The sequence below is a fragment of the Pseudomonas chlororaphis subsp. chlororaphis genome (assembly GCF_003945765.1).
GTDB classification, from domain to species: domain Bacteria; phylum Pseudomonadota; class Gammaproteobacteria; order Pseudomonadales; family Pseudomonadaceae; genus Aquipseudomonas; species Aquipseudomonas chlororaphis.
Genome location: NZ_CP027712.1, coordinates 6295346 through 6308785, shown reverse-complemented (window position 1 = coordinate 6308785; position 13440 = coordinate 6295346). Strand labels below are relative to the sequence as shown.

Sequence of the window (13440 nt, the reverse complement as noted above, 5' to 3'; positions counted from 1 at the left end):
TATCCGATGCGGCTCAGTGCTCGATATGCTCCTGGACCTTCTTCGCCCGTCGGCCGTCCTTGGGCGACAGCTGCAGGAAGATCGCCGCCGCCAGCATTGCCATGATCCCCACCGTGAGGAAGGTCAGCTGGAAGGCGCCGAGCACGGTGTTCACGCCATCGTTGCCGACTTCGGCGGTGAAGCCGCCGAGCAGCGCGCCGGCGCAGGCCACCCCCAGGCTCAGGGACAGTTGCGCCACCACCGATAGCAGGCTGTTGCCGCTGCTGGCGGAGGCGTCGTCGAGGTCGATCAGGGTCACGGTGTTCATCGCCGTGAACTGCAGCGAGTTGATCGCCCCCAGCACCGCCAGCATGCCCAGCAGCAGCGGGTAGGGGGTCTGTTCCGTCACTAGACCCATGCTGGCGAGCATGATCCCCAACGCCAGGGTGTTGCCGGTGAGGACGATGCGGTAGCCCAGGCGTTCGATCAGCGGACGGGCGATGGACTTGGCGAGCATCGCCGCGGCGGCCAGCGGCAGCATGCTCATCCCGGCCTGGGATGGTGAATAACCGAGGGCCACTTGCAGCAGCAAGGGCACCAGGAACGGCAGGGCGCCGCTGCCGAGGCGGGCGAACAGGTTGCCGAGGATGCCTACGGCAAAGGTCCGCACCTTGAACAGCGAAGGCGCGAACAGCGGGTTGTCGATATGCCCGGCCCGCAGCCAGTAGGCCGCGAGGCAGGCCAGGCCGCCGAACAGCAGCAACATCACCCGCAGGTGCGGCAGGTGCAGTTCGCCCAGGCCCTCCATGGCGATGGTGATCAGCACCATCGCCGCGCCGAACAACAAAAAGCCCAGGCCGTCGAAACGCGTGCGCTCGCTGCCGCGCAGGTCGGGAATGAAGCGCCAGACGGCATAACAGCCGATCGCGCCCACCGGCAGGTTGATCAGGAAGATCCAGTGCCAGGTCAGGTACTGCACCATCCAGCCGCCCATGGTCGGGCCGATCAGCGGGCCGAGCAGCCCGGGAATGGTGATGAAACCCATGATCCGCACCAGTTCCGAGCGCGGGTAGGCGCGCAGCACCACCAGCCGGCCGACGGGCAGCATCAGGGCGCCGCCCAGGCCCTGGATCACCCGAGCGCCGACCAGCATGCTCAGGGAGTTGGACAGGGCACAGAGCAACGAGCCGATGCTGAACAGCAGGATGGCGCCGAAGAAGATCTTCTTGGTGCCGAAACGGTCGGCGATCCAGCCCGAGGCCGGGATCAGCAGCGCCACGGTGAGCATGTAGGCGATGACCACGCCCTGCATGCGCAACGGATCTTCCGCCAGGTCGCGGGCCATGGCCGGCAGGGCGGTATTGAGGATGGTCCCGTCGAGGGATTGCATGAAAAAGGCGATGGCCACCACCCACGGCAGCCAGCGGGCGGTGGTGGCGTCAAGTTCGGCACGGTTGGGCATGGGACCTCTTTCTTGTGGTGAACACCTATCCCCCCTGCAACCGCATCGCGGGCAAGCCTCGCTCCTACAGACGCCATCCCGTAGGAGCGAGATTTGCGTGCGACAGCGGTTACAAGGTCAACGTCAGCCGGCTCACCAGCGCGCCCGGCAATTGCGCCGAGGCGGTCTGGCGCTGGCTGTAGGTACTGGCCGACAGCAGCAGCTCGCGCTCCCGGGTCAGGCCTTCCAGGTGCGAACCCAGCAGGCTGTAGACGCTGTCATCGAAACGCATGGTGCTGACCGGAGCCTGGATCTCGCCGTTCTCCACCCAGAAGGTAGCGAAGCGGGTCATGCCGGTCAGGCGCGCCGCCGGCTGGTCCGAGTAGTTCAGGTACCACAGGTTGCTGATGTACAGGCCGGTCCCCAGTTGCTTGAGAATCTCCTGCTGCGACAACTGCCCGGGCGCCATGTTCAACGCGCTGGGGTATTCGCCGCTGCCGGCACCGTTGGTGGCCAGGCTGTATTCGGCGGCGCTGCGCGAGTTGATCAGTTGCCCTTGGGCGACGCCGCCGGCGATCAGCGACAGGTCGCTGCGCGGGTAGCCTTCATCGGAAAACGCCGGGCTCAACGAGCCACTGACCTGCTCGTCCAGCGACACCAGGGGGCTCAGGCTGGCATCGCCGGCATAGAGCTTTTGCAGCGGGCTGTGCTTGCTGGCGATGGACTGCGCGGAAAACCCGCCCCAGCTCAGCATGCCCATGATTTCTTCCAGGGCCGCCGGCGCCAGGTAGGCGCGATACTGCCCGGGCGCCAGGGTGCGCAACGGTCGTCCGAGAAACGCCAGCTGTTCCCGGGCCTGCTGGAAACGCTGGGCGAAGCCCTGGCTGCTCCATTCGTGCCCGGCGTAGCTGGCTTTGACGGCCTGGCCATTTTCGTGGAACAGGCTGAAATCGAAGTTGAAGCTGTTGGCCTGGTGCCAGCCAAAGGCTCCCGAGGAGCTGGCAAAACCACGGCTGATCGGGCCGGCCGCATAGAACCCCACCAGGTCCAGCCCGGCGGCGGCCTGACCGATTTCGGCCACTACCTGCTCGCTGCTGGGCAGCGGGTGCTCCTGCACATTGTGGGTGTTCCAGGCATCGGGGTTGAGCAGCAGGTACGGGTCCCGGGGCAGCAGCGGCAGGGTCTCGCGCAACTGCTGCAGGCCTTCGGCCAGGCGCTGGGCATCGACCTGCGGGTCGCCGGCGAGGGTGATCTCGAGGTCGGCATGGCGCCCGTCGTCGATCAGCTTGAAGCCGAGGCTGGCCTGCTGCACTTGCCCGGCCTGGCGCACCTTGGCGTGGTTGAAACGGATGAACTGCGAAGACTCGGCGGCGTAGCTCAGGGTGAACTGTTCGGGCTCGCGCACGGCATCGCGCAGCCAGTCCACCAAAGCCTTGAACTGCTCGGCCTGATTCAGGGACGTACTCATCAGGCATCTCCTCCAAATACATCGACATGGCTGAACACACAGGCCGGCGAGGCATGGCCGACGCGGATCACCTGGTTCGGTTCGCCCTTGCCGCAGTTCGGCGTGCCCAGGACCTTGAAGGTGCTGGCGTCGCCGACGGCGCTGAGGTTTTTCCAGAAGTGCGCGGAAATCGCCCGGTAGTTGGGGTTTTTCACCACGCCCTTGAGTTCGCCGTTCTCGATCAACTGGCCCCATTCACAGCCGAACTGGAACTTGTTGCGCGCATCGTCGATGGACCAGGAACGGTTGGTGGACATCAGGATGCCGTTCTCGATACCGCCGATCAGCTTCTCCAGCGACTGGTCGCCGGGTTCGATATTGAGGTTGGCCATGCGGTCGATGGGCGGGCGGTTCCAGCTGCAGGCGCGGCTGTTGGCCACGCCGTCGAGGCCGGCGCGAAATTGCGAGAGCGCGCCACCCAGCGGGCGCAGCAGCAGGCCTCGCTTGATCAGGAACTGCTTGCTGGCGGGCGTGCCGTCGTCGTCATGGCCGTAGCTGGCCAACTGCTCGGGAATGTCCGGGTCGAAGGTCACGTTGAGCAGGCTGGAGCCGTATTGCAGGCTGCCGAAGTCGCTGCTTTTCACGAAGCTGGTGCCGGCGTAGTTGCGCTCGTCGCCGAGGATACGGTCCAGCTCCAGCGGGTGGCCGATGGATTCGTGGATCTGCAGCATCATCTGGTCCGGCATCAGCAACAGGTCGCGCGGGCCTTGGGGCGTATTGGGCGCCAGCAGCAATTGCAGCGCCTGGTAGGCGACCTGGGCCCCGGCGCCGATCAGCCCGCAGCGGCTGATCACGTCGGCGCCGCCCTGCTGGCCGAAGTTTTCGCGGCCCAGGCTGCGGGTCTGGCTGTCGCTGCCGTCGTAGGCGGTGACGTCCATGCCCGGGTAGACGAAGCGCTGGGCCTGGCGCAGTTCGGCGCCGGCGCTGTTGAGGTAGATCTGCTCGACCTGGGTGAGGCCGAGGCTGACCTGCCAGTTCACCAGGCGCTCGTCCTTGGGCACGGCCGCTGACTCGTCGCCGAGCAACTGGTAGCAGTCGCTCAGGGACGGGAAGGGCTGCTCGAGGTTGGGCGAGAAGTAATCGGCACGGTCGCTGGACACCGCTTGTTCGCGCAGGTCGAGCAGGGCATGGACGGCGATCAGCCGGGCTTGTTGCTCGGCGCGTTGCAGCGCGGCCTGCAGACCGCTTTGCGACAGGTCGTTGGTGGCGGCGTAAGCCTCGACGCCATTGACCCGCACGGTGAGCATCGCGCCTTCGTCGCGGCTCAGGCTCGGCGGCTCCGCGACGTTCTTGCGCACCGACAGGTACTGGCCGGATTCGCGCACGTAGCGCAGGGAAAAGAATTCGGCGCCCGTGCGCAAGGCAGCGAAGCGCTGCTTGAGCTGGGGGTGAAAATCGAACATCTGAGGAACCTCCATGTGAACAGTCTGGCTGTTGCAGGCCTTATCGAGAGCAAGCGGGCGTCGGGCCAGGGGTTTTCTGTAGGAGCAGCCGGTCGACGCTCGATTGCTCGCGATAAAGCCCGAAGGGCTTTGAAGCCAGGTCGGAAAAGGTGCTGGGGAATGCTGCGAGCGCCTAGATTAGGCCTGTGCGATGGGCGGTATCAAGCGGGGAGGGGCAGGGAAATGTTGGAGAACTGTAGTTGTGGCCAAGGGCTGTGATTCGGCAATCGGGTTCTTGCCTGGTGAATCGTGGTGGCTGGTTTACGTCGGCTGCGCCGCCGATCGCAGCCTGCGGCAGCGGCTACAGGTCGGATACAGCAAAAGGGCGCCGATCGTTGCGATCGGCGCCGTTCGAAGTTACTGCGCGGTAGCGCTCACTTCACGTACCGGCTTGCCACGTACCGGGGCATCGCCCGCCACGTAGTAGGCGGCCTTGCTGCGTGGCAGAGGCTGACGGCCACGGATCTTGTCGGCGATTTTCTCGGCCATCATGATCGTCGGCGCGTTCAGGTTGCCGGTGGTGATGATCGGCATGATTGAGGCATCGACCACGCGCAGACCCTGCATGCCATGCACGCGACCCTGGCCATCGACCACGGCCATTTCGTCGGTGCCCATCTTGCACGAGCAGGATGGGTGGAACGCGGTTTCGGCGTGCTCGCGGATGAATTTATCCAGCTGCTCGTCGGTCTGCACCTCGATGCCCGGGCTGATTTCGCGGCCGCGGAAGGCGTCCAGCGCCGGCTGTTGCATGATTTCCCGGGTCAGGCGAATGCCGTCGCGGAATTCCTGCCAGTCCTGCTCGGTGGCCATGTAGTTGAAGAGAATGCTCGGGTAATCGCGCGGGTTCTTCGACTTGAGCTGGATCCGGCCGCGGCTTGGCGAACGCATGGAGCCCATGTGCGCCTGGAAACCGTGCTCCTGCACACCGTTGCTGCCGTTGTAGTTAATCGCCACCGGCAGGAAGTGGTACTGGATGTTCGGCCATTCGAACTCTTCGCGAGTGCGGATGAAGCCGCCGGCTTCGAACTGGTTGCTGGCGCCGATACCGGTGCCGTTGAACAGCCATTCGGCACCGATGGCCGGCTGGTTGTACCAGAGCAGCGACGGGTACAGCGAGACCGGCTGGGTGCAGGCGTACTGCAGGTACAGTTCCAGGTGGTCTTGCAGGTTCTCGCCGACGCCCGGCAGGTCGTGGACCACCGGGATGTCCAGGCTTTCCAGGAGCTTGGCCGGGCCGACGCCGGAACGTTGCAGGATCTGTGGCGAGGCGATGGCGCCGGAGCACAGCAGCACTTCCTTGCGGGCACGGGCTTCGACGCGCTCTTCGGCGGAGCCGACCAGGTAACGCACGCCAACGGCACGCTTGCCTTCGAACAGGATCTTGTCGGTCAGGGCGTGGGTGACGATGCTCAGGGTCGAACGTTTTTTCGCCACGTCGAGGTAACCGCGGGCGGTACTGGCGCGACGGCCTTTAGGCGTCACGGTACGGTCCATCGGGCCGAAACCTTCCTGCTGGTAGCCGTTGAGGTCTTCGGTACGCGGGTAACCGGCCTGCACGCCGGCTTCGACCATGGCGTGGAACAGCGGGTTGTTGCCGGCTTTCGGCGTGGTCACGCTGACCGGGCCTTCGCCGCCGTGGTAGTCGTTCGGGCCGATGTCGCGGGTTTCGGCTTTACGGAAGTACGGCAGGCAGTCCAGGTAGGTCCAGTCCTCCAGACCTGGCAGTTTTGCCCAGCCGTCGTAGTCCATGGCGTTGCCGCGGATGTAGCACATGCCGTTGATCAGCGAGGAACCGCCCAGGCCCTTGCCGCGGCCGCATTCCATCCGGCGACCGTTCATGTGTGGCTCTGGGTCGGTTTCGTAGGCCCAGTTGTAGCGACGGCCTTGCAGCGGGAACGCCAGGGCGGCCGGCATCTGCGTGCGGAAGTCGAAACGGTAGTCCGGGCCGCCGGCTTCGAGCAGCAGCACGGTGACGCCTTCGTCTTCAGTCAGACGGGTCGCCAGGGTGTTACCGGCGGAGCCGGCACCGATGATGATGTAATCGTATTCTTGGGACATTGAATGCACCCTCTTTGAGATGGGGTCAGATCGGACGAGCAATAGGCCTGTAGCCGTTGCCGAAGGCTGCGATCGGCCCGGAACGGGACGCGCTCTTGAGGCCCTCGAAGGCCCTGCGGGCCTTGTCGCAGCCTCGCAAGCTCGGCAGCGGCTACAGGTTGTCGTTCAGGCTGGGTGTCTTAGAACACCGAGGCGTAGTCGCCCAGCTCGACCTGTACCGATTTGATGCGGGTGAAGTTGTTCAGCGAGCTGATCCCGTTCTCACGGCCAACACCCGACTGCTTGTAGCCGCCGACCGGCATCTTGGCGTCGGATTCGCCCCAGGCGTTGATCCAGCAGATACCGGCTTCGAGCTGATGAATCACGCGGTGCGCGCGGTTCAGGTCACGGGTTACCACACCGGCGGCCAGGCCGAAGTCGGTGTCGTTGGCGCGACGGATCACTTCTTCTTCGGTTTCGTAGGTCAGGATGCTCATCACCGGGCCGAAGATTTCTTCGCGAACGATGGTCATCTCGTCGGTGCAGTCGGTGAACACGGTCGGCGCCACGAATGCGCCTTTGGCGAATGCGCCGTCGGTCAGGCGTTCGCCGCCGCACAGCAGGCGGGCGCCTTCTTCCTTGCCCTTGGCGATGTAGCCCAGCACGCTTTCCATGTGGGCGAAGCTGACCAGAGGGCCGAAGTTGGTGTTTTCATCTTCCGGGTTGCCAACGCGAATGCGCGCGACGCGCTCGACGATCTTGGCTTCGAAAGCGGCTTTCAGGTGGCTCGGTACGAAGACGCGGGTACCGTTGGTGCAGACCTGGCCGGAGCTGTAGAAGTTGGCCATCATCGCGGTGTCGGCGGCGCGATCCAGGTCGGCGTCGTCGAAGATGATCAGCGGCGACTTGCCGCCCAGTTCCATGGTCACGTCTTTCAGCGAGGAGCTGGAAGCGCTGGCCATGACCTTCTTGCCGGTGTCGGTGCCGCCGGTGAAGGAGACTTTCTCGATGCGCGGGTGCTCGGTCAGCCAGGTGCCGACTTCACGGCCGCTACCGGTCAGGACGTTGAACACGCCAGCCGGAACGCCGGCTTCGGTGTAGATCTCGGCCAGTTTCAGGGTGGTCAGCGAAGTGACTTCGCTTGGCTTGAAGATCATCGCGTTACCGGCCGCCAGGGCTGGCGCGGATTTCCACAGGGCGATCTGGATCGGGTAGTTCCACGCGCCGATACCGGCCACGACGCCCAGTGGCTCGCGACGGGTGTAGACGAACGAAGTGGTGCGCAGCGGGATCTGCTCGCCTTCGATGGCCGGTACCAGGCCCGCGTAGTATTCCAGCACGTCGGCGCCGGTGACGATGTCGACATACTTGGTTTCGGAGTAGGCCTTGCCGGTGTCCAGGGTTTCCAGGGCGGCCAGTTCATCGTTGCGCTCGCGCAGGATGTCCACGGCGCGACGCAGGATGCGCGAACGCTCCATGGCGGTCATCGCGGCCCAGATCTTCTGGCCTTTTTCGGCGCTGACGACTGCACGCTCGACGTCATCAAAGGTCGCACGTTGCACTTGAGCGAGAACTTCACCGTTGGCCGGGTTGATGGCGTCGAAGGTGGCGTCGCTGCCGGCGTCGGTGTAGCCGCCGTCAATGTAGAGTTTTTGCAGTTCGAAACGGGCCATGATAGTCCTCGCAAGTGCATGAGTGGTTGGCGTTGACCACTGGGCGCGCCGTGTAGCCTGGGCGCGCTGGTCAGTGGCGGTTCAGGGGGCCGAGCGTCTTGTAATGTGCTCTAGCGCTCCTGCTTAGCCAGTTGGAAATCCATGTATTCGTAAGCGATCCGGTGCGCCTGCTCGGTGTCGAAAGCGTCTCCCGACAGCGCGCCGCGCAACCACAAACCGTCGATCAGGGCTGCCAGGCCTCGCGCCGCGCTGCGTGCATCATCCAGCGGCAGGACGCGGCGGAACTGACAGCACAGGTTGGAATACAGGCGGTGATCGTTGATCCGCTGCAACCTGTGCAAAGACGGGTGGTGCATGCTGGTGGCCCAGAAGGCCAGCCAGGTTTTCATTGCCGGGCCATTGACCTGGCTGGCGTCGAAGTTGCCTTCGATGATCACCTGGAGGTGCGCCCGCGGGCTGCTGTCCTCCAGCGCCTGACGGCGCGCGGTGACGTTCTCGCTGAGGACACTCATCAGATACTGCGCCGTGGCGGCGATCAGGCCGTTCTTGTCCTGAAAGTAGTGACTGATGATGCCGTTCGAGACACCGGCCAAACGGGCGATCAGCGCAATGCTGGCGTCCCCCATCCCGACCTGATCGACCGCCAGCAACGTGGCTTCGATCAACTGCTGGCGGCGTATGGGTTGCATACCGACCTTGGGCATCTTGCACATCTCCTTAGGCCTGCTGGCAGTCGTGAAACGGCTACCGGCGTGAGGGCCAGTCTATTTTGTTTTGATTGAACGTTCAATCAACAAAGAATAAGATCTGCGACAAATCGTCGCTGCCTCCAGGTCCTTCCTGCGCGTAGATGGCGGAAAAGCGACCTCCGAAAAAGTCTGAAACCCAAGCAGGGCATAGCGTGAGCCAGCGAGGACGGATGTGTTGAATGGGCAAGACGCTTAAGGCCAGGTGACGAACTGCACGTTTGCACAAGGCCCTCGACGCTGGTTCTCAACGCAACCCCTGCGGGTTCGGCTTTTTTCGGGGTGTCTTTATATCACCCGTCGGTCGGCTGCCAACTAACCGATTGGTCGGGTGCCGTGTTGCCTTGTGTTCTTCTCTCGCACTGCCTGGAGCATCTGTGCCATGAGTTCTGCCTCTCTTATAAAGACCCCACCGGAAAAGGTGCGGGTCAACGGTTGGGTGTTCTACACCTCCACCGCGCTGATCCTGCTGCTGACCGCCATTCTGATCATCGCCCCGCAAGAGGCCGGCAGACTGCTCGGCATTGCCCAGGCCTGGTTGTCCCGCAGCTTCGGCTGGTACTACATGGTGGTGATCGCCGCCTACCTGGTGTTCGTCGTCGGCCTGGCGTTTTCCTCCTACGGCAAGCTCAAGCTGGGGACCAAGCAAGACACTCCGGATTTCAGCTATGGCGCCTGGGCCGGCATGCTGTTCTCGTCCGGTATCGGCATTTCGCTGCTGTACTTCGGCGCTTCCGAACCGCTGGACCACTACTTCAACCCGCCTGAAGGCGTACCGGGCAGCAACCAGGCCGCGCGTTCGGCGCTGCAACTGACGTTCCTGCACTGGGGCCTGCACGGCTGGGCGATCTACGCCCTGGTCGGCCTGGCCGTGGCCTACTTCGCCTACCGCCACAACCAGCCGCTGGCGCTGCGTTCGGCGTTGTACCCGCTGGTGGGCGAGCGCTGGGTCAAGGGCGCGGCAGGCCACGCGGTGGACGGTTTCGGCATGTTCGTGACCCTGCTGGGCCTGGTGACCAACCTGGGCATCGGCTCGATGCAGGTGTCTTCCGGCCTGGAAAACCTGTTCGGCATGGAACACAGCAACACCAACCTGCTGATCGTGATCATCGTCATGAGCACCGTGGCCACTATCGCCGCGGTATCCGGTGTGGAAAACGGCATCCGCCGCCTGTCCAACCTGAACATCGTGCTGTTCAGCGGCCTGCTGATCTTCGTGCTGCTGTTTGGTCCGACCCTGCACCTGCTCAACGGTTTCGTGCAAAACGTCGGCGATTACCTCAACGGTGTGGTGCTCAAGACCTTCGACCTCTATGTGTACGAAGGCGACAGTGCCAAGTCCGACCGCTGGCTGGGCCTGTGGACCCTGTTCTACTGGGCCTGGTGGATTTCCTGGGCGCCATTCGTCGGTATGTTCATCGCGCGTATTTCCCGCGGCCGTACCGTGCGCGAACTGGTGGCGGGCGTGCTGCTGATTCCGCTGGGCTTCACCCTGGCCTGGCTGTCGGTGTTCGGTAACTCGGCCCTGGACCTGGTGATGAACCATGGCGCGGTGGAGCTGGGCAAGACGGCGCTGGAACAGCCGTCCATGGCGATCTACCAGCTGCTGGATCATTACCCGGCGTCGAAGATTGTCATCGGCGTGTCGATTTTCGTCGGCTTCGTGCTGTTCCTGACCCCGGCCGACTCCGGCGCGGTGATGATGGCCAACCTGTCCTGCAAGGGCGGCAACGTCGACGAAGACGCCCCGCACTGGCTGCGGATCTTCTGGTCGGTGGTGATCACCCTGGTGACCGTCGGCCTGCTGTTCGCCGGTAACTTCGAAGCCATGCAGACCATGGTGGTGCTGGCCGGCCTGCCGTTCTCGGTGGTGCTGGTGTGCTTCATGTTCGGCCTGCACAAGGCCATGCGCCAGGACACGCAGATCGAACAGGAACAGGCGGAACTGGCGGCCCGTGGTCGTCGTGGTTTCAGCGAGCGCTTGACCCAGCTGGACCTGCAGCCGACCCAGGCGGTGGTCCAGCGTTTCATGGACAAGCACGTGACGCCGGCACTGGAAGAGGCCGCGACCCAGCTGCGCAACCAGGGCCTGGATGTGCAAACCCTGCTGGGCAAGTCCAAGCGTTGCATGGGCGTGCGGATCGAGATGGAAGAGGGCAACCCTTTTGTCTATGAAGTGAGCCTGGACGGCTATCTGGCGGCGCCGAGCGAATCGGCCGATGCGCCCGAAGAGCGTGCGCGCTACTACCGCGCCGAGGTCTACCTGCACAACGGCAGCCAGGAATACGACTTGATGGGCTTCACGCAGGAGCAGATCACCCGTGACGTGCTCGATCAGTTCGAAAGCCATCGGCAGCTCCTTGGCCGGGTCTACAGCTAAGGTCTGAAAAAGACGCGGGTCCGGGTTCACCGGGTACCGCGTCGCGTTCATCGCGATCCATCTGGCTCACTGCAACATCAGCAACGTCCCCATCGCCAGCAAGCTGGCTCCTGCAACAGGGGGGCGATCTGCTGAAGCCTTACCCGATAAAACAAAAACGCCGCGATTGATGTCGCGGCGTTTTGTTTGCGTGTCGCTATTACCCCAGGTTCTTGCCGAGCAGCGCGTGGTAGAGCTCGCTGTCGCCGAGGATCCCCACCACCTTGTTGTTGTCATGCAGCACCAGCTTGTTGCCGGTCTGGTAGCGGATCTGCAGCGCGTCGCGCATGCCGATGTTGGAGTCGACAAGGGTCGGCTTGCGGCCCAGGCCTTCCACCGCCTGGCCCGGGATCCAGTTCTGCAGGTCGAGGCTGGCGCCGTTCTGGCGTGCGCCCTTGATGGTGTTGCCCTCGGCCAGGTCGAGCCAAGAGTCGCCACCCGGGTCCAGGCACACCGAGCCGTTGATGCGCTTGCAGTTGTCCAGGGTGCGCATCAGGCTGCGGCCGCAGAGCACGTTGAGCGGGTTGGTATGGGCGACGAAGGTGCGCACATAGTCGTCCGCCGGGTTCAGCACGATTTCTTCCGGCTTGCTGTACTGGATGATCCGCCCGTCTTTCATGATGGCGATGCGGCTGCCCAGTTTCAGGGCCTCGTCGAGGTCATGGCTGACGAACACGATGGTCTTGCTCAGCTTGCGTTGCAGCTCCAGCAGTTCGTCCTGCAGGCCCTGGCGGATCAGCGGGTCGAGGGCGGAGAAGGGTTCGTCCATCAGCAGGATGTCGGCGTCCATCGCCAGGGCGCGGGCCAGGCCGACACGTTGCTGCATACCGCCGGACAGCTCGTCGGGCTTCTTGTTGCGCCACTGGGTCAGGCCCACCAGCTCGAGTTTCTCGTCCACCAGCTTGCGCCGTTCCTTTTCCGGCCGGCCCTGCATTTCCAGGCCGAAGCTGATGTTCTCGCGAACGGTTAGCCAGGGCATCAGGGCGAACTTCTGGAACACCATGGCGATGCGCTTGGTGCGCATCATCTTCAGTTCCGCCGGGGTACAGGAAGCGATGTCGATCTGCTTGCCCTCATGCTCGACGAACAGCTTGCCGCGGCTGACGGTGTTGAGGCCGTTGATGCAGCGCAGCAGGCTCGACTTGCCGGAACCGGAGAGGCCCATCAGCACGCAGATTTCGCCTTTCTCGATGTCCAGGCTGGCCTTTTCCACACCGACGATCAGGCCGGTCTTTTTCAGGATCTCGTTGCGGGTCATGCCCTGATCCAGCAGCTTGAGCGCCTCGCGTGGATCCTTGGAGAAGATAACGTCGACGTTATCGAAGCGGATTATGCTCATGCGTCACCCCCTACTTTGGCTTCGGGTTGTTTGCAGATACGGTCGAGCATGATCGCCAGCAGTACGATTGCCAGGCCTGCTTCGAAGCCCAGGGCGATATCGGCGGTGTTCAGTGCGTTGACCACGGGTTTGCCCAGGCCGTCGGCGCCCACCAGGGCCGCGATCACCACCATCGACAACGACAGCATGATGCACTGGGTGATGCCGGCGGCGATGCTCGGCATGGCATGGGGCAGCTCGATACGCGACAACAGTTGACGGCGGGAGCAGCCAAAGGCCTTGCCGGCGTCCATCAACTCTTGTGGTACATCGCGGATGCCCAGGTAGGTCAGGCGGATCGGCGCGGCAATGGCGAACACCACCGTGGAAATCAGGCCTGGTACCACGCCCAGACCGAACAGGGTCAGGGTAGGAATGAGGTAAACGAAGGTCGGTACGGTCTGCATCAGATCGAGCACCGGACGCATCATGGTGTAGAACATCGGCTTATGCGCGGCGACGATGCCCAACGGCACGCCAATGAGCACGCAGACCAGGGTGGCGAATAGCACCTGGGCCAGGGTTTCCATGGTTTCCTGCCAGTAACCCAGATTGAGGATCAGCAGGAAGGACAGCACGACGAAGGCGGTCAGGCCCCATTTGCGTTGAATGATGTGCGCCAGCAAGGCAATCAGGCCGATCAAGGCCAGTGGGTTGAACCAGGTCAGCGCAAACGTCACGCCGTGGATCATCGTTTCCAGGGTCGATGCGATCGCATCGAATGTGTTGGCGCCGTGTTGCGTCAACCATTCGACGAAGGCAGCGATGTACTGGCCTAAAGGGATTTTCTGATCAATGAGCATGGTATTGAACGT

General features: G+C 63.5%; 9 protein-coding genes. 1 reads left to right on the top strand and 8 read right to left on the bottom strand.

Going from position 1 to position 13440, the window contains the following annotated elements; translation table 11 throughout:
- Window positions 1-13: 13 nt before the first annotated feature.
- The 6 genes from mdtD to betI form a co-directional block, all read right to left on the bottom strand.
- A complete protein-coding gene (gene mdtD / locus C4K27_RS28745) occupies window positions 14-1534 on the bottom strand; it encodes a multidrug transporter subunit MdtD (RefSeq protein WP_255313568.1) in 1521 nt (506 codons plus the stop codon).
- 16 nt (window positions 1535-1550) lie between these two features.
- Window positions 1551-2888 carry a TldD/PmbA family protein gene (locus C4K27_RS28740; protein ID WP_053262941.1) on the bottom strand — a complete coding sequence of 446 codons (1338 nt, stop codon included), beginning with the start codon at window positions 2886-2888 and terminating at the stop codon, window positions 1551-1553.
- Complete coding sequence (locus C4K27_RS28735; RefSeq protein WP_053262940.1) at window positions 2888-4330, bottom strand: TldD/PmbA family protein; 1443 nt, start codon at window positions 4328-4330, stop codon at window positions 2888-2890. The genes C4K27_RS28740 and C4K27_RS28735 overlap by 1 nt, the downstream gene beginning before the upstream one ends.
- 396 nt (window positions 4331-4726) lie before the next feature.
- Window positions 4727-6430, bottom strand: coding sequence for a choline dehydrogenase (betA, locus tag C4K27_RS28725; protein ID WP_053262939.1), 1704 nt, complete (start codon window positions 6428-6430; stop codon window positions 4727-4729).
- A 179-nt stretch (window positions 6431-6609) separates the two neighbouring features.
- The gene (gene betB / locus C4K27_RS28720) at window positions 6610-8082 is read right to left on the bottom strand and encodes a betaine-aldehyde dehydrogenase (protein ID WP_016704222.1); all 1473 of its coding nucleotides are present in this window, start codon (window positions 8080-8082) and stop codon (window positions 6610-6612) included.
- Between the two features lie 110 nt (window positions 8083-8192).
- On the bottom strand, window positions 8193-8786 hold the full coding sequence (betI, locus tag C4K27_RS28715) for a transcriptional regulator BetI (protein ID WP_007925978.1): 594 nt from the start codon (window positions 8784-8786) through the stop codon (window positions 8193-8195).
- 424 nt (window positions 8787-9210) lie between these two features.
- Here betI and betT point away from each other — a divergent pair, with 424 nt between their 5' ends.
- On the top strand, window positions 9211-11208 hold the full coding sequence (betT, locus tag C4K27_RS28710) for a choline BCCT transporter BetT (protein ID WP_007925980.1): 1998 nt from the start codon (window positions 9211-9213) through the stop codon (window positions 11206-11208).
- A 199-nt stretch (window positions 11209-11407) separates the two neighbouring features.
- On the opposite strand, the gene choV is transcribed toward betT, so the two are convergent.
- The gene (gene choV / locus C4K27_RS28705; protein WP_007925983.1) at window positions 11408-12586 is read right to left on the bottom strand and encodes a choline ABC transporter ATP-binding protein; all 1179 of its coding nucleotides are present in this window, start codon (window positions 12584-12586) and stop codon (window positions 11408-11410) included.
- Window positions 12583-13428, bottom strand: a complete 846-nt coding sequence (gene choW, locus C4K27_RS28700; RefSeq protein ID WP_007925985.1) for a choline ABC transporter permease subunit — start codon at window positions 13426-13428, stop codon at window positions 12583-12585. The genes choV and choW overlap by 4 nt, the downstream gene beginning before the upstream one ends.
- Between the last annotated feature and the right edge of the window lie 12 nt (window positions 13429-13440).